This window comes from Alteromonas salexigens (assembly GCF_025628895.1).
GTDB lineage: Bacteria > Pseudomonadota > Gammaproteobacteria > Enterobacterales > Alteromonadaceae > Alteromonas > Alteromonas salexigens.
This window is the reverse complement of sequence record NZ_JAOTJC010000002.1, coordinates 93,672-110,821: the sequence shown is the minus strand read 5'-3', so window position 1 is coordinate 110,821 and position 17,150 is coordinate 93,672. Positions and strand designations below refer to the sequence as shown.

17 protein-coding genes and 1 riboswitch are annotated in these 17,150 nt (G+C 54.8%); of the genes, 9 read left to right on the top strand and 8 right to left on the bottom strand.

Features of this window, described 5'->3' with window-relative positions; all coding sequences use genetic code 11:
* Positions 1 to 56 precede the first annotated feature (56 nt).
* The 3 genes from OCL06_RS00480 (at position 57) to OCL06_RS00470 (ending at position 2,654) form a co-directional block, all read left to right on the top strand.
* Complete coding sequence (locus tag OCL06_RS00480; RefSeq protein WP_262991757.1) at positions 57 to 590, top strand: NUDIX hydrolase; 534 nt, start codon at positions 57 to 59, stop codon at positions 588 to 590.
* Between the two features lie 91 nt (positions 591 to 681).
* Entirely contained in the window at positions 682 to 1,449 is a 768-nt protein-coding gene (locus tag OCL06_RS00475; protein WP_262991756.1) for a class II aldolase/adducin family protein, read from the top strand.
* 20 nt (positions 1,450 to 1,469) lie between these two features.
* The gene (locus tag OCL06_RS00470) at positions 1,470 to 2,654 is read left to right on the top strand and encodes a mandelate racemase/muconate lactonizing enzyme family protein (protein WP_262991755.1); all 1,185 of its coding nucleotides are present in this window, start codon (positions 1,470 to 1,472) and stop codon (positions 2,652 to 2,654) included.
* Between the two features lie 6 nt (positions 2,655 to 2,660).
* Here OCL06_RS00470 and OCL06_RS00465 read toward each other — a convergent pair whose 3' ends face one another.
* Both OCL06_RS00465 and OCL06_RS00460 read right to left on the bottom strand, forming a co-directional pair.
* A complete protein-coding gene (locus OCL06_RS00465; protein WP_262991754.1) occupies positions 2,661 to 3,497 on the bottom strand; it encodes an amidohydrolase family protein in 837 nt (278 codons plus the stop codon).
* 7 nt (positions 3,498 to 3,504) lie between these two features.
* Positions 3,505 to 4,254: an SDR family NAD(P)-dependent oxidoreductase gene (locus tag OCL06_RS00460; protein WP_262991753.1), complete on the bottom strand. Its 750-nt coding sequence runs from the start codon at positions 4,252 to 4,254 to the stop codon at positions 3,505 to 3,507.
* Positions 4,255 to 4,424: 170 nt separating this feature from the next.
* Here OCL06_RS00460 and OCL06_RS00455 point away from each other — a divergent pair, with 170 nt between their 5' ends.
* Positions 4,425 to 6,185: an acyl-CoA dehydrogenase family protein gene (locus tag OCL06_RS00455; RefSeq protein ID WP_262991752.1), complete on the top strand. Its 1,761-nt coding sequence runs from the start codon at positions 4,425 to 4,427 to the stop codon at positions 6,183 to 6,185.
* A gap of 104 nt (positions 6,186 to 6,289) precedes the next feature.
* On the opposite strand, the gene OCL06_RS00450 is transcribed toward OCL06_RS00455, so the two are convergent.
* The 3 genes from OCL06_RS00450 to OCL06_RS00440 form a co-directional block, all read right to left on the bottom strand.
* Positions 6,290 to 6,814 carry a DUF3016 domain-containing protein gene (locus OCL06_RS00450; RefSeq protein WP_262991751.1) on the bottom strand — a complete coding sequence of 175 codons (525 nt, stop codon included), beginning with the start codon at positions 6,812 to 6,814 and terminating at the stop codon, positions 6,290 to 6,292.
* Positions 6,815 to 6,862: 48 nt separating this feature from the next.
* Positions 6,863 to 7,225, bottom strand: a complete 363-nt coding sequence (locus OCL06_RS00445; protein WP_262991750.1) for a hypothetical protein — start codon at positions 7,223 to 7,225, stop codon at positions 6,863 to 6,865.
* A 122-nt stretch (positions 7,226 to 7,347) separates the two neighbouring features.
* A complete protein-coding gene (locus tag OCL06_RS00440; RefSeq protein ID WP_262991749.1) occupies positions 7,348 to 7,491 on the bottom strand; it encodes a hypothetical protein in 144 nt (47 codons plus the stop codon).
* Positions 7,492 to 7,595: 104 nt separating this feature from the next.
* Between OCL06_RS00440 and ccoG the strand changes: the two genes are divergently transcribed.
* The 5 genes from ccoG to OCL06_RS00415 all read left to right on the top strand — a co-directional run bounded on the left by ccoG (position 7,596) and on the right by OCL06_RS00415 (position 13,759).
* Positions 7,596 to 9,029, top strand: a complete 1,434-nt coding sequence (gene ccoG / locus OCL06_RS00435) for a cytochrome c oxidase accessory protein CcoG (RefSeq protein ID WP_262991748.1) — start codon at positions 7,596 to 7,598, stop codon at positions 9,027 to 9,029.
* A gap of 5 nt (positions 9,030 to 9,034) precedes the next feature.
* Positions 9,035 to 10,009, top strand: coding sequence for a serine/threonine protein kinase (locus OCL06_RS00430; RefSeq protein WP_262991747.1), 975 nt, complete (start codon positions 9,035 to 9,037; stop codon positions 10,007 to 10,009).
* 48 nt (positions 10,010 to 10,057) lie between these two features.
* Positions 10,058 to 10,288, top strand: a riboswitch (cobalamin riboswitch).
* Positions 10,289 to 10,341: 53 nt separating this feature from the next.
* On the top strand, positions 10,342 to 12,273 hold the full coding sequence (locus OCL06_RS00425; RefSeq protein ID WP_262991746.1) for a TonB-dependent receptor plug domain-containing protein: 1,932 nt from the start codon (positions 10,342 to 10,344) through the stop codon (positions 12,271 to 12,273).
* Positions 12,274 to 12,435: 162 nt separating this feature from the next.
* Positions 12,436 to 13,068, top strand: coding sequence for a thiol:disulfide interchange protein DsbA/DsbL (locus OCL06_RS00420; protein WP_262991745.1), 633 nt, complete (start codon positions 12,436 to 12,438; stop codon positions 13,066 to 13,068).
* Positions 13,069 to 13,147: 79 nt separating this feature from the next.
* On the top strand, positions 13,148 to 13,759 hold the full coding sequence (locus OCL06_RS00415) for an HD domain-containing protein (RefSeq protein WP_262991744.1): 612 nt from the start codon (positions 13,148 to 13,150) through the stop codon (positions 13,757 to 13,759).
* Here OCL06_RS00415 and OCL06_RS00410 read toward each other — a convergent pair.
* From OCL06_RS00410 to OCL06_RS00400, 3 genes are all read right to left on the bottom strand, one after another.
* Entirely contained in the window at positions 13,723 to 14,229 is a 507-nt protein-coding gene (locus OCL06_RS00410; RefSeq protein WP_262991743.1) for a GAF domain-containing protein, read from the bottom strand. The two genes, OCL06_RS00415 and OCL06_RS00410, sit on opposite strands and share 37 nt — an antisense overlap.
* A gap of 169 nt (positions 14,230 to 14,398) precedes the next feature.
* Complete coding sequence (locus OCL06_RS00405; RefSeq protein WP_262991874.1) at positions 14,399 to 15,436, bottom strand: glycosyl transferase family protein; 1,038 nt, start codon at positions 15,434 to 15,436, stop codon at positions 14,399 to 14,401.
* Between the two features lie 102 nt (positions 15,437 to 15,538).
* Positions 15,539 to 17,104 carry a SulP family inorganic anion transporter gene (locus OCL06_RS00400; protein WP_262991742.1) on the bottom strand — a complete coding sequence of 522 codons (1,566 nt, stop codon included), beginning with the start codon at positions 17,102 to 17,104 and terminating at the stop codon, positions 15,539 to 15,541.
* Positions 17,105 to 17,150 lie beyond the last annotated feature (46 nt).

Genomic DNA, 17,150 nt, shown 5'->3' with positions numbered 1-17,150 from the left:
TTGTGAGGCGCGCGCTGTCGGCCCGCTCTTGGAACAGCTCTATTTTACCGGGATTTATGTATAAGAATTTTCGCTTATCAGTAATTTTAGCGGTTTTAACGATTTTTGGCTGTGCGGATAACGCCCCGCAGCCACCGGTATGCCGTACCAGTGCGTCTGTAAGCATTGAAGGAAGCGCCGCTGCCTGTATTATCCGTACGCAAAACACCCTGCTGTTTATCACACACCGTCTGTCCGGCAAACTGGATGTGCCCGGCGGCGGACGTACTGATGACAGCTCGCTGGCCTGCACGGCGCACCGCGAGACCTGGGAAGAGACCGGTCTGAATGTGGAGGTTGGGCCGGTGCTGGGTACCACCGCCAATGGCATGGTTCTGTTTTACTGTGCAGAGTCGGCCAACCTGGCTGCCCTGCCCTCTGAGTTCGCCGCGCCCGGCTGGGCAGCAGTGGAAGTCGCCGGACTGCAAAAAACCTCCCCGTTTGAACTGCGCCACGAGCAACTGCGTTTTGCCGACGACCTGGTCCCGCTACGGGACGCGTTTGTGCAGGCAGGCAAGCTTCAGGCGAGCTTGCCGGAAGACGCCAGGTAGCCATTCGTTATGCCATATTCCACGTTGCCGGTTGTTGCTGCTGAGCTGCTCTGGTAATTTCTAGCTCTACACAGCTCACAGGAGAATTCCATTGTTCGAACTGCAAGACCGCAGCCTTAAAGGCAAGGTGTCTGACGAAGAATGGCAAGCCCGGGTAGACCTTGCTGCCTGCTACCGCCTGGTTGCCGACATGCGCTGGGGCGACCTTATTTATACCCATATTTCGGCAAAAGTGCCCGGCACCTCACACTATCTGGTCAACGCGTTTGGTCTCACATTTGAAGAAGTCACCGCATCCAACCTGGTGAAAGTGGACTTGCAGGGCAATGTCCTGGATGACAGCGACTATGGCATCAATCCGGCTGGCTTCACCATTCACAGTGCCATCCATGAAGCCCGCGAAGATGCCCACTGCGTGGTCCATCTGCATACGCTGGCCACCATCGCTGTAGCCAGCTCTGAGTGCGGTTTACAACCGTGGAGCCAGTACGCCATGTTCTCGCTGCCGTCACTCAGTTATCACGGCTATGAAGGGCTGGCGGTGGATGATAACGAGCGTCAGCGTTTGCAGGACGACCTGGGCGACACCAACCATATGTTGCTGCCCAACCACGGCGCGCTTACTCTGGGCCCCACGGTGGGTGACGCCTTTATGCGCTTCTACGACTTACAACGCGCCTGCGAAATTCAGCTGGCACTCATGCAGTCGAATGAGGAGGTCATCGCCATTCCTCCTGCCATCGTAGAGAACATCTATGCCCAGGCAAAGGTCGTGCACAGTGGCGAGACCGGTGGCACAAAGGCCTGGCCGGCCATGCTGCGTAAAGCCTACCGGCTCGACCCCGGATTTTGTGAATAAGCCCCCATTTCAGGAACAATATGAAAATTACCAAAGTTGAAATTTTTGATACTCACTGCCCTAAGCGACCAGCATGGAATCCGGTCTTTGTGCGGGTCTACACCGACGAAGGGATCACCGGTGTCGGCGAAGCGGGGCTGGCGTATGATCTGGGCCACAGCGCCGCGGCACATATGGTCAAAGAAATTGCCGAAGCCATGCTGATCGGCTGGAACCCGTTTAACACCGAAGGCCTGTGGGCCCGCATGCTGCGGGAGAGCTTTTGGGGACTGGGCGGTGGCCCGGTGATTTATGCTGCCATGAGCGCGATCGACACGGCACTATGGGACATTCGCGGCAAAGCGCTGGGCGTGCCGGTCTATGAACTACTGGGCGGCAAAACCAACGGTAAGCTACGTTGCTATGCCAGTCAGCTGCAGTTCGACTGGGATAAAGAAGTCACCAAACTCAATCACCCTGACGACTATGCCCGAGCCACCGAGAAAGCCTTGAAAGACGGCTATGATGCCGTGAAAGTCGACCCTATCGTATATGATAAAGAGGGCGTGACGCACTACGACCGCACCAAGCTGTTTACGAAAGCAGAAATGAAATTGTTTAAAGCCCGCTTGCAGGCCATCCGTGACACCATGGGTGATGAGGGCGATATCATTTTTGAGTGCCACAGCCTGCTGGGCGCCAGCACGGCTATCCAACTGGGTGACATGGTTGAGGAGCTGGGCTGTTTATATTACGAAGAGCCGGTCAATTACCTGAACGCTAAGCTACACGATAAAGTGGCCCGCCGGGTTAATGTGCCTATCGCTGGCGGCGAACGGCTGTATAACCGCTGGGACGTGCGGCCCTATCTGGAAGATCAGTCGGTGGATGTGCTACAGCCCGATGTGGGGCTGTGCGGTGGATTTACTGAAACCAAAAAAGTGTGTGACTACGCCGATATTTATGATGTGCGCATTCAGGCGCACGTTTGCGGCGGGCCGGTAGCGACAGCGGCCAGTCTGCATTTGGAAACTGCCATTCCAAACTTCCTTATTCATGAGCACCACACCTATGCCATTAAAGACTGGAACCGTGAGCTGTGTATACAGGATCCGCAACCGGTGAATGGCTTCATTGAAGCACCGGATACGCCGGGAATTGGTATTGAGCTGAATGACGAGGTGGTGTACCGCTCACCACATATGGTTGTGACAGAGCTGAAGTAAGCCGGCTCAGGAGAACCGGTAATAATGCGCCGCGTTGTCGTATACCACGGCATCGCGGTACGCGTGCGGCAGCTGTTGCGCTACCTGTTGCCAGTATCGCCGGTAGCTGTATTGCCAGGAAATGAGGGGGAAGTTGCTGGCCAGCATCACCCGCTCTTTTCCAAAATGCTGCACGGCAAACTCGGTCGTGCGGGTAAGCTCTCGCCAGTTCAGTGGCCGGAAACACATCTCAAACCCCGACACTTTCACCGCCAGATTCTTAAACCGGGATAACATCCGCATCGCCGTCTGCCACTGCCGGGAAAAACTAGCTGCATCGGCCACGCCGCCGGCATGATTTAACACCACCTGGAGACGGGGATAGCGCTGCAACACTGCTGCCAGTTGTTGCACAGCTGCGGTATCAGTGATGGCTAACTGCGCCTCAAACACCAGGTTGCTATCGGCCAGACAGCCGAGATGATGCCTGACCTGTGGCTGGCGCAACAGGTCCGCCGCCCGGTCATCCAGAATATCGCGGACGCCGACCACCTGCCCGCATGTGGCCAGCGCACTCAACTGAGCACTAAAATGCGGTGATGAGAGTGCCACGCTGCCGATAACACGCATAGGCAAACGGCAGTGTTGTTGCAACCAGTGCACTTCACGCCAGGGCCTGACGTTATCGAAACCCGCTTCAATATGCACATATCCCTGCATGCCCGGCACGTTTAGCTCATGCTCAGACACATCCCGTCGCAATGCCGCCTTCTGAGGCCAGAAAGGGGGATTGTCCGCAGCAAGCCACTGATAATTGCCGCGGGCCTGTGAAAACAGATGGATATGGGGATCGATAAAACGCATGAAAAGCCTATTGAGCAGTATATCCGCCGTCGATGCTGTGCAGACTGCCGGTAATAAAGCCGGCTTTGTCGCTCCCCAGAAAATACACCAGTTCCGCGACTTCTTCCGGTGTTCCCAGCCGACCCAGCGGCTGTTCGGCTGCCTCGCTGGCTACAACCTGCTGTTTGTCCTCACCGGCCTGCGCTACATAGTTGTCGATGGCGTTATGAAACAGCGGCGTTTCGATGGTGCCCGGGCACACCGCATTGGCACGGATGCCATAAGAGGCATAATCCAGAGCCGTGGTTCTGGCCATGGACGCCAGCGACGCTTTCGACAGGTTGTAAGCAAACGAGCTGCGCTTCCCTACCATAGCCTGGTCGGAAGACATCAGCACAATACTGCCGCTCTGTTGAGCCTTCATCGTCGGCAGCACCGCCTGTACGGCATGGTAGGCGCCTTTCACATTAATACTGAAAACTTTGTCCAATAAGGCTTCATCGGTTTCTTCAATGGTGGCCGATACGTGGATCCCGGCATTAGACACCAGCACATCCAGCCGCCCGTGTTGCCTGGCAAAGCGTTCGATTGCGTCATGCACCTGGGTGGCATTCGTCACATCACACTGCTGCCAGGTAATATAACCGTGGCGTTCCTGTGGCTCAGCCACATCCAGATTCAATACCCGATAGCCTGCCCCGGCGAATTTGTTGCACACAGCCAGGCCAATCCCCACACTGCCACCTGTGACAATACACACTGCCTGTTCACTGCTCATAACTTATCTTCCCGCCGGTTAACGTGCCCTAAGCATGCCAATGCTGACAGTAAAAGCAAGACTACGCCGGTCAGATTTTGGGGAAAGCTGGTGAAACAGACTACTCTCAGAGAAACATTTATGCGTATAATACGATCAAATTTAAACACCTGTTTGAAAAGGAGTGCAGCATGCCTCAATACCAGGCTCCTCTAGCCGATTTTCAATTTCTGATGCAAGACTGGCTGGCACTGAACGATCACTATGCCCACCTGGGGTTAGATGACTTCGATGGCGAGCTGGCCAATGAAGTGGTGGCCCAGGGCGCCAAGTTTGCCACCGACGTAGTGGCTCCCCTTAACCGCTCGGGCGATGAGCAAGGCTGTACGCTGGCAGACGGGAAAGTGACGACCCCAGAGGGTTTCGCTGCAGCGTACCAGGAATACATTGCCAATGGCTGGAACGCCATGCTGGGCCCCGTGGACTATGAAGGCCAGGGCCTGCCTTACACCATGGCGGTGCCGGTTCATGAAATGCTGAACTCTGCCAATCTGAGCTGGCGGCTGACCACCATGCTGACCGAAAGCGCGGTGCTGGCTATGCGCAAGCATGCCACCAAAGAGCTGAAAGACCTTTATCTGAGTAAGCTGGTCACCGGTGAGTGGACCGGCACCATGAATCTCACCGAGCCCCAGGCCGGCACCGATCTGGCGTTGCTGTCTACCAAAGCGGAGCCGCAGGACGATGGCAGCTACGCTATCACCGGTAACAAGATATTCATTACCGGTGGCGATCAGGACTGGAGCAGCAACGTTATTCACATGGTACTGGCAAGGCTGCCGGACGCTCCTAAAGGCGTTAAGGGCATTAGCCTGTTTCTGGTTCCTAAATTACTGTTGGATGAGAACGGTGAACCTGCAGAGCCTAATGCGCTGTCGGTGGGCAGTATCGAACATAAAATGGGAATTAAAGCGAGCCCGACCTGTGTAATGAACTACGACGGGGCCACCGGCTGGCTGGTTGGAGAGCCGCATCAGGGACTGGCGTGTATGTTCACTATGATGAATGATGCCCGTTTCCAGGTGGGTCTGCAGGGGCTTGGCGCTGCAGAAGCGTCTTTTCAGGGCGCGCTGACTTATGCCCGCGAGCGCCAACAGTCGCGGGCACCACAAGGGGTACAACAACCCGATGAAAAAGCCGACGCCATTGTTTTTCAGCCGGATGTGGCGCGTATGCTGCTCACCCAGAAAACCCTGACCGAAGGGTGTCGGGCGCTGTCTATGCTGTATGCTAAGTACATGGATATTGAACATCACGGCAGCGCTGACGAACAACGTGAAGCCGGCAAAGTCATCCAGTTTCTCACGCCGGTTTGCAAGGCCTTTATGACCGATATGGGGCTGGAAGTCACCAACCATGGTATTCAGGTATTTGGTGGACACGGCTATATTCGGGAATGGGGAATGGAGCAGCTGGCCCGTGATGTGCGGATTGCCCAGTTATATGAAGGCACCAATGGTATTCAGGCGCTGGATTTAATTGGCCGTAAACTCACCCGGGATGGTGGCGACATGCTGGCGGCCACCTGTGATGCGTTTGGCGAACTTATCAGTGCGATGGACAACCAGGAGCGTCGTGCCCATGCACAGGCCCTGCTGGATGACTGGCGCGCTACCTCGGCGGATTGCCTGGGTATGGAGCCTGCGGATGTCGCGGTAGCGGCCTGTGATTATCTGGCCTATACCGCCTATTCCTTGCTGGGCGTACTGTGGTACAGCATGGCAGATGCAGCGCAACAGTCTGATAATTCAACGCTGGCGGCAGCCAAAGAAAAATGCTGCGCGTTCTATGAAGCCCGCATATTGCCCCGCCGCGACAGCCACCGACTGGCCTTTCAGTCCGGCGCCGCGAATGTGCTGAGCGTCACTGGCAGTGAATTCGATTACCTGTAAGCGAGAGTTCTACACAAATAACAACGCCCCGTAATCCGGGGCGTTGTTTATTTTCACACAATGGTTTTTATCAGCCCGGTAAGACCGGAGCAGATAAGGCCAGGTTACTTTCTGGCAACCACCGCTGACATTTCTTCGTCAAACCATTCCTGCAACATGTGTTTTTCGTAACGCAGCTGGTCGTTGTAGCGACTGCTGGCGATGGTATCCATAAACCCCATGTCTTTTAGGGACACGTCAGCACTTTTTACCACCGCGCCGGTGCTGTCAGTGAGCGTATAGCTAAACTCAATGCGTGGAATGCCAATCCGCCGGATCACCCGTACATCGGATCCCGTGGCATGACCAAAGCCAACAAAGCTACTTGGCCATACCTGCCCGGCTAAATCCAGGTTCGTCACGGTGACCGCCAGGGTATTATCGTCTGGCAGTACTTTCGCCATTCTGGCAAAATGTTTATCCAGACCACGGAAAACCCGCTCCCGAAACCCCTTACGGGATTCGTTGGCAGGACGCACGTCTGTGTAGGAGTCTGGCTCTTGCCAGGTGACCTCTACCTGAGCAGCAGAGATTGCGGGCAATGATGTTGCTGCAAGCATCAACGCCGGAACAAAGGTACGTAACTTCATAGTATTCCCCTCCTATCGTTACCCTTAGTATACGCGCCAAGCCTGAATTTAGCCTGAACGGGTAACCGGGTTATGCAGCAGGGTGGTTTGTTGAATCGAGGAGCAGAAATAGCGCAGTGACGCACCGGAAATGTACGGATTTTTATCCCCGCGTACACAGTATAAATCATAAAAATGATTCACCTGAGATTTGCTTTCCAGCACTTCATGCAGGTAGTTTTTTTGATACGGGCGCATGGCTTCAAAATTAGGCGTGACCTGTTCCGACAGCTTCGCCAGTTCGGCCTGATCTGGTACCTCAGACAAGGCCACCAGCCAGTCTGATACCGTACGCTGCGCATCAGCAAACAGATATTGCACAAACGAGGATTGCAGCACTATCACCAGCACCACAATTTCTGTGAAAATCATTAACGACCGGAACATTTCTTCATCGCGCGAGCTGCGCGCCACCTTTTTATAACTATGACAGAGTGATGATAGCCACACTTATGCAATGATGCGGTAGTAACTTTCATACACAGATATGGCGATCAATAAATAACCGCTACCCATGCAATGGGTGCCACTACATCAGCCAATGCCAGCGGGCACTCCGGCGTAGCGACTACCATGGCAAACCTGTGACTGTTCAGGCTAAAATAGCCTTCTGCGGCTGGCTGAGTAAGTCCGCACATAATTCAGTTAACGGCATCCTCCCCGCAAGTCTTCCTACCGGGGTTGCCATGGCTGTTATACTCATCATCGCACACATGCATTTTTGCCACACAAAGGTTGTTGAATGAAAGATCAGATCCCGGTAAAGAATGTCACACCGGTGAAAGTCCATAAACCTGCCAATGCGGACAAGGGCCAGCGTTACGCTTCACGCAGCCGTATTTACGTGCGAGCGGTAAAAGGGCCGCTGGAAACATTCCGGCGCTTTTTCGGTTTTTTCTTTCTGGCGCTGTTCGCCGTTATACCGTGGCTGCGCTATGAGGGGCGGCAGGCCGTGCTGCTGGATATCATGGAGCAGCGCTTTACCTTATTCGGCCTGACCCTGTGGCCTCAGGATCTGACCCTGCTGGCCTATATCCTGATTGTCTCTGCGTTTGCCTTGTTTTTTGTTACCACCTTTGCCGGCCGGGTATGGTGTGGCTTTATGTGTCCGCAAACCACCTGGACCTATATTTATGTCTGGCTGGAGAAGAAGATAGAAGGCAGCCGGAACAAGCGGATCAAGCTTGACCAGCGGCCGATGGACGCAGACAAATTCTGGCGTAAAACCCTCAAGCAGACTGCCTGGGTGGCGGTGGCACTGGTCACCTCACTCACTTTCGTGGGCTACTTTACTCCAATCGGCCCGTTATTTATCGACTTTTTCACCTTTAATACCAGTTTTGCCGCCGCTTTCTGGGTGCTGTTTTTCGCCGCCTGTACCTATGGGAACGCCGGCTATATGCGGGAGATAATGTGTACGCATATTTGCCCGTACGCCCGTTTTCAGTCAGCCATGTTCGACAAAGACACCTTCACCGTGGCCTATGATGCCAAACGGGGTGAGAAACGCGGCCCCCGCTCCCGCAAATTGTCTTATGAAGAAGTGAAAGAGAAAGGCATGGGGGACTGCATCGACTGTAACCTGTGCGTTCAGGTTTGCCCTACCGGTATTGATATCCGCAATGGCCTGCAATACGAATGCATTAATTGTGGTGCCTGCGTCGATGCCTGTAACGGCGTAATGGACAAGATGAATTACCCTAAAGGGCTGATTAGCTTCACCTCCGAGCAACAGCTGGAAGGGGGCAAAACCAAAATCATCCGACCCAAGCTGGTTGGGTACTTTGTGGTGCTGATGGTGATGATAGGGCTGCTGACGGCTAATATCCTGTTGCGGGTACCGCTGGAAGTCGACATCATCCGGGACCGCAACTCGCTCTACCGGGAAACCAACGACGGATTAATTGAAAATGTTTACACGCTGAAGATCCTCAATAAATCTCAGGAAACCCAGACCTACAATATTGCCATTACCGGTCTGCCGGACTACCGGTTTATTGGTGAAACCTCGGTCACGGTTGCAGGGGGTGAAGTATTCAGTAACCCGGTCTCGGTGGCGACGGACGCCTATAACCTGGAAGAAACCGTGACCGATATCCGCTTCCGTGTCTCTACAACAGAGGCTGACGGTGATAAAGTAGTGGTCGACGAACCCACTAAATTCCTCTATCGGTAGTAACCATGACAGATTTCGCTTTTTCGGGGCTTGAGCCGGATACCATCCTCAATGCCCTGGAAGCGCACGGCATTTTTCTTCAGACGGGGCTGCTGGCGTTAAACAGCTATGAAAACCGGGTATACCAGTTTCAGGCCGATGACGGCCAGCGGATGGTGGTGAAGTTTTATCGGCCGGGGCGCTGGACCGACGAACAGATTCAGGAAGAACACGACTTTGCGCTGGAACTGGCAGCGGCAGACATTCCTATGGTACCGCCGTTACTATTCAACGGTCAGACGCTGCTGCGTGCCGAGGGCTTTCGCTTTGCAGTGTTTCCGTCCGTGGGCGGGCGTCAGTTTGAAGTCGATAACCTGGACCAACTGGAGTGGATGGGCCGGTTTATCGGCCGCATACACCGGGTGGCGCAGAGCCAGCCGTTTCAGCACCGCCCTAAGCTAGATACGGCCAGTTTTCTGGATACTCCAAGAGAGACGCTGGCCAGTAGTACATTGCTGCCCGACAGTCTGAAGACGGCGTTTTTTGCCATTCTTGACCCGCTCATCCGGGAAACCCACGCTCGTTACTTCGAAGTGTCGTCACCTATCCGCCTGCACGGCGACTGCCACCCGGGTAACATTCTGTGGCGTGACGGCCCGATGTTTGTGGATCTGGACGACTGTCGTATGGGTCCGGCAATGCAGGATTTGTGGATGATGCTGTGTGGCGACCGCCAGCAGCAGTTACTGCAAATTGATACGCTGGCCGAAGCCTACGATGAATTTCATACTTTCGATAAAAAACAGCTGGCGCTGATTGAGCCCCTCCGTGCCATGCGCATGGTGCACTATATGGCCTGGTTGTCACGGCGCTGGGAAGATCCGGCGTTCCCCCGCGCGTTCCCCTGGTTTGCAGAGCCTAAATACTGGGAAGGCCAGATTCTGGCGCTAAAAGAGCAACTGGCTGCCCTCGATGAGCCTGTGCTCACAGTGGGTATGTAACCACCGCCATCTTCCCATCCTTTACTGTCCATTTATCAGACGGTTAGATATACTACCCGTGTTCGTGGTGCCTCACTGCTGTCAGCGGTGAGGGTAAACGGGAAGTCAGTGAAAACCTGACGCTGCCCCCGCAACGGTAATTTTTGTTCGCACAGCGAGCTTTTGTCACTGCACAGACGTGCAGCCACTGTCAGTTGTACTGACGGGAAGGCGTGACAAAAGTCCGGCGCAAGCTGGTGCAAAATAAGCCCGGAGACCGGCCCGACATTCACACCTTGTAAAAGGAATTTTTCACCGTATTGCACTCGGGCGGAGTGCCAGCGAGAGACAACATGACAATCAACCACACTATAATGCTGGCGCCACTGGCGACGGCGTTGTTTAGCTATTCATCTGCCATCCTGGCCGCAACACCTTCTACCCCCTCCGCGGTCGAATCCATTACCGTTACCGGCTCCTATCTGCCATTCAGCCTGCAACAGTTGCCCGCATCAGTGAGCGTATTGACCGCTGATGATATTGCGGCGTCAGGGGCCATCCAGCTAACCGAGCTATTACGGGGGATGCCTGGCGTGAGCATTGCCGGTTCCGGTAGTCCTGGTTCACTGACTGAAATCCGCGTACGCGGAAGTGAAAGTAACCATTTACTGGTACTTATCGACGGCGTAGTCGCCAATGACATCGGGCAAGGCAGTCTGGTCGACCTTGCTCATCTCACCACGGCCAATGTACGGCGTATTGAATTGCTGCGGGGGCCGCAAAGTGCGCTTTGGGGCAGCGGCGCGGTGGGTGGCGTACTGAGTATTACCACTGCCAATGGGAGTGACACGACTGCCGGCAATCATATTTCAGCCACCGCCGGAGCAGGCACACAACAAACCTGGCGCGGTAGCATGAACGCCGTTAGTCAACATGAGCAAGGTAGCCTCCGCACCTACGCCAGTTACTTTACTACCGACGGTAGTAACATTGCGCGCACAGGGTCGGAACCGGATGGCTATGAGAATATGACCGCCGGAATAAACGCACAGGCAACCATTCACCCTCAGCACACGCTATCGCTGGCGGTACGTACAGTAAACTATGAAAATGATTACGACAGCACGGATTATGTCGGTACAGGGTTACCGGCTGATGCGGATAATGTGACCCACGGCGAACAGGTAAGCGCTAATGCAACCTGGCGCTTCGCGGCGGCATCACTGCCTTATGAAAGTCAGTTATCGCTGCAATACCGCAAGGATGAAAACCGCAACACTGTGGCCGGCTATGAAGACGGTGGTACCACAGGTAAGCGCCTGCAAACCCGCTGGCTTAACCGGTATCTCACCAATGATGGCTGGCAGCTGGCCGGCGGCCTGGATTATCTACAGCGCTTTTTTGAGCAGCAAGGCCCGGTGGTGTTCGGCGACCCTAACCAGTCGCAGCACGATACCACCAGTAGCGTATTTGCTGAACTCGGCCGACAGTTTGATGCCCTCACCGCCACGGTCAATGCTCGCTACGACAATAACAGCGAATACGATAACGCCACCAGCTATCGCGCCGGGCTGAGCTGGCACGCGACGTCCCACGTGACCGCGTTCGCCAGTCTCGGGCAGGCGGTGAAAACGCCCACCTTCACAGAGCGCTTCGGCTACTTCCCCGGCAGCTTCATTGGTAACCCGGAACTTGAACCGGAAACCAGTACGGAAGCTGAGCTGGGTATCCGCTTCGACTATCGCCACTGGCAGGCACAACTGAGTACGTATGATACCCGCCTGCAAGATGAGATCCTGGGTTATGTATTTGTCAGTGACCTTGGTGGAGCCACCGCGCTGAATGCCAGTGGCGATAGTCGCCGCCAGGGCGTGGATACGAGTATGACCTATATCGGCGACCTGGCTGAAATTGTCCTGAGCTACAGTTACCTGGATGCCAGTCAGAATGATGATACCGGGGCATTGGCCGAACTACGGCGAGCGCGCCACCAGGGGTCATTGACCCTGCGAAGTGATTTGGGGAATGACAAAGTCGGCGCCTACGCCCGACTGGCCTACACCGGGTCGCGCACCGACACTTTTTTTCCGCCCTTCCCTGCTGCGCCTGAGACTGTTGCCCTGCGGCCGTACAGTCTGCTTACCGTTAACCTGCGCTACGCGCTTACCCCGCACTGGTCGTTGGCGTTGCGTATAGACAATGCGCTGGACGCCCAATACGAAGACATCGTGGGATACCAGGGCAACGAACGCCGGGCCATGGCCAGTGTTGGCATGCAGTTTTAAACCTCAAACCGATGAAACCTGCGTTCTGCCCGTGCAGCCGGCGCGGGTGTATTGTCGCACGATACCCCACAGTCGCCGACGAATACCCGCTTCACTCTAGGCGAGTCAATTTGGCTGTGGTACTCTTTTGCGCTGTTGAGCATTACCCCAAGGGAATACGAAATGAAAAAATTTGCGTTATTTATTCTGATGGCGCTGTTGCTACCGCTGCAGGCGTGCGCACAGGAACAAGAGGCGAAGTGGAAAGAAGGCACGCACTATACAGTGCTGGATGAACCTGCTTCCGCCAAACCAGAAATTAAAGAGTTTTTCTCATACTGGTGCCCCCATTGCTACCGCTTTGAGCCGCTGGTAGCTCAGATGAAAGAGAAAATGGGCGATGATGTAAAATTCACCAAGGTACACGTTAACTTCATGCGCTTTACCGGCCCTGACGTGCAAGACGATGCCACCCGCGCCATGATGATTGGCCGCGCTATCAAGCAGGAAGAAGCCATGAATGCGGCTATCTTCAAGTATATCCACGAACAGCGGGCCACTATTACCGGCCTGGACGATCTGCGTAACGTGTTTGTGGTAAATGGTGTGGAACCAGCGGAGTTCGACAAGCTGGCTAACAGCTTCGGCGTGAACAGCATGTTGAAGAAAAATAACCAGCAAATCGATCAGTACCGCGAGTACCTGAGTGGCGTGCCTAACTTTATTGTGAACGGCAAGTATCAGCCAACATTTACATCAGACATGACAATGGATGATATTGTTGATCTGATCGTGTGGCTGTCTACGCAAAAATAAGCGCCTGGCCGCACTCATTGAAAAGCGCGCCCTGGTGGCGCGTTTTTTCGTTTTCTTCATTGAATCACAGCAGGTATTTATGACTAACCTAGCCGCTCTGGCAGATTTTATTAGTGAACTGGATAAACTGAAAGCCGTGAAACGTCAGATCCGTCTGCCCGCCGATGGCGACCGCCAGGAAAATTCTGCGGAGCACAGCTGGCATGTGGCACTGATGGCCACAGTGCTGGCCGATTACGCCGCTCACGATGTGGACATGACGCGGGTGGTGCAGATGATCCTGATCCACGATCTGGTGGAAATTGATGCCGGCGACATGTTTGCCTTTGCCAGCGACGCCCATCATGAGGCCCAGGAAGCCCGAGAACAGGAAGCGGCGGATCGCATCTTTGGCTTGCTGCCTGCCGAGAGTGCCAGACGATTCCGTGCGTTATGGCAGGAATTTGAAGACGCAGCCACTGCGGATGCACGTTTTGCCAAAAGCATGGATCGCTTACTCCCAGTGTTTCAGAACATGCGCGCTAACGGGGGCAGCTGGAAGCGACACGGCATAACCCGTGACCAGATATTACGCCGTAATGCTGAGCTGGAGCACAGCGCACCGGCGTTGTGGAATTACGTACAAGAACAGACCGCACTGGCGGTGGATAAAGGTTATTTACTGGCAGAGGAACCGGCAGCATCTTCCTGAATCAAAGCTTCGGCCAGTTCAGCAAACTTACACAGGATGGCAATATCGTCATCCGAAAAAGTTTGCGGGGTGTCATACAACAGACACAACGTGCCGATTTCATAGCCGCCGGGCGAATGCAAAATAACCCCTGCATAAGCCCGGATAAAGGGTTCGCCTCGCACCAGCGGATTGTTGGCAAAGCGGTCATCGGCTAGCGCATCGGGCACTATCAGGTAATGCTCTTCAGCAATGGCATAGGTACAGAACGACACGTTGCGCGGCGTTTCATCCGCCGCCAGTCCCTGCTTCGATTTAAACCACTGCCGGTCTTCGGCCACCAGCGATATCAGCGCTGACTTACTGTTAAAATGGGTCTGCGCAGCATTGGTGATCGCATCGAAGCGACTGTCTGGCGGGGAGTCCAGCAGGTTAAGGTCCAGCAAGGCCTGCAGGCGCTGACTTTCCTGGGGATGGGTCGGGTATTTCAAGTGACAACTCCGGCGTAATTCTGCATAAATAGATAGAGTGTCCGGCGCAACAGCCTGGGTCTGCGGCTGAAAATATTCACGCGGGGCAGCAAATGTGGGCGCCAGTATAGGCTTATTGGAGCGGCTGCACATCCCCTTTCGACAGTTTATTTACGCCACGCTGTTACCCTCACAATTTACTGAGCGAGGAGAAGGGTAAGCACTCACTATTTCTCGTTTTCCAGAGACTTTGTGCCTGCAAAACAGCCTCGTTCACCGGTAAATTTTCGGCCAGCATCAGTAAGCTGGCCAGGGTACCTGTGACCGCATACTCACCATACGCGTGCTCGCTTTCTCCACGCCAGTAGCTCAATAAATCCTCCACCCGCATGGTTTTGTCCTTGAGTGCCCACCGGGGCGCCAGAGCCGGTAGTTCTGTCGTAACGGTGGTGGCCTGACGGGTGATAAATAGTTCCGTGGGCCGCTCACCGTTCACTTCCGGATCCCCCCCGTCGCCCCGGAAACACAGCGCATCGAACTCAGGGAACTGTTCGTTTACCCGGCAGTGCTTGTGGTCCAGGTGCATATGATAAACACCCTGTACGGCATAGCCTGCCTGCGACGGGTTAAGCAGTCGCGCCAGCGTATTAGCGCAGGAACGCAGGCCAAACCATTCCCGTAGCTTTATAATTTCGTCCAGTGGCGGCAGGATAATCCCCAAATCCAGGTAGCTCACCCCCATCTGTTGCAGTTGCTCCCCAGCCTCAGCGACGGTCTGCACCGGATCCAGTCCCAGGGCCGGCAACACATGACTGGCATACAGGCGCCCGGAACCGGGCTCGTGGGCGCCATGCAGTAACACACGGTGCCCTGCCCGGGCCAGCACTGCCACTGCCAGCAGGTACCAGGGGAGCTGGCGTCGTTTGCCCGCATAACAGCCAATATCCAGAGTCACGGGCAGCGTGGTTAATGCTGGTGGGATGCGTTCCCTGCAGGCTTGCAAAAAGCCGGTAATTTCTTCCGGCGTCTCTTCCCGGGTGCGCAGCAACATCAGAAATGCGCCCCGCTGCTCACCGGTCACTTCCCCGTCGAGCACCATGGCCATGGCGTCTCGCGCCTCCTCACGGGTTAAGCTGCGACTGCCTTTCTTGCCCTTACCGATAATTTTAATGAATTCACTGAACGCATGTGCCATGCGGCGCCCCTTCTGTGCTGTTTCCTGCCTGATTACTTAATACTACCGGCCCGGATTAAGGGCGCAAGCACAGTGACCTGGCACCCAAAAAAAAGCCCGGTGACAGGGCACCGGGCTTGTGGACGTGCGGGCGAATTAGCCCAGTTCGTCTGTCGCTACCCGATAACGGGGATCTTCATTCACGTTCATTTCAACAAATTTGCCCGCCTTACGCAGTAAGCCCCGGCATTCTTTACTGATATGACGAATGTGCAACTTCTTGCCTTTCTCTTCGTATTTGTCGGCCAGCGTATCCAGCGCATCAATGCCGGACGAATCCCAGATGCGGGATTCGCGGAAGTCAATGACTACATCCTCTGGGTCGTTCGCCACGTCAAACAGATCTTTGAAATGCGTCACCGAACCGAAAAACAGCGGACCTTCCAGCTCGTACACTTTCCAGCCATCGTTATCGATATGCGATTTCACCGCAATGTGACGGGCGTGCTTCCAGGCGAACACCAGCGCCGAAACAATCACACCCACTACCACGGCTATCGCCAAATCTGCGATGACGGTGACGGCAGTAACCAGAAACAGGACAAACGCATCTTCTTTGTTCACCCCTCGGATTATTCTGAATGAAGCCCATTCAAACGTTGCGATAACGACCACAAACATGACCCCAACCAGCGCCGCCAGTGGCACCATCTCAATCAGTGGCGCGGCAAACAGAATAAAGCCCAGCAGCACCAGCGCGGCGGTGATACCGGATAACCGCCCACGACCGCCTGAGTTGATATTAATCATGCTCTGGCCAATCATCGCGCAACCACCCATACCGCCGAAGAAGCCGTTTACAGTATTGGCCACGCCCTGGCCGATACACTCTTTATTACCCCGGCCCCGGGTGTCCGTCATCTCATCAATCAGCGACAGGGTCAGCAGCGACTCGATCAGACCCACCAGACACAGGATCACCGCCGTAGGCAAAATAATCATCAGAGTATCCCAGGTGAAAGGCACCATAGGAATCGCAAAGCTGGGCAGTTCCCCTGCCAGCGAAGCCGTCGCCTGCTGATCGGCAGGTAGCAGATCACGCACAAAGTCGATAACCGTGCGCGCTTCGAGATCTAAACCATGAACCAGCAGGGTTACCGTGACAATAGCCACCAGCGAGGCCGGCACGGCAGTTGTTAACTTTGGCAGCAGGTAGATAATTGCCATCGTCAGCGCAACCAGTCCGACCATCCAGTACAACATGGAGCCCTGCATCCACTGCAACTCACCCATGGCATTGACGACCTTAAACTGGCCCAGCTGGGCAAGGAATATGACAATTGCCAGTCCGTTTACAAACCCCAGCATAACCGGGTATGGCACCAGCCGGATGAATTTTCCGAGCCTGAACACGCCGCACATCACCTGCAATAAGCCGGCTAACAGTACAGCGGCAAACAGATATTGCACGCCATGCTCGGCGACGAGGGCTACCATGACCACCGCCATGGCTCCGGTTGCCCCGGAGATCATACCGGGGCGGCCGCCAATTGCAGACGTTATCAGCCCCATCATGAAGGCCGCATACAGGCCTATCATGGGTTCGACGCCGGCCACAAAAGCGAATGCGACGGCTTCAGGGACCAAAGCAAATGCGACGGTCAACCCAGACAGCACATCGTTTTTTACGTTGCTGTCACGCTTAGTTATGAGATCAAACATGTCTGTCCAAATTTGATTACTGGTTAAATTTCGGGCGGCGATTCTA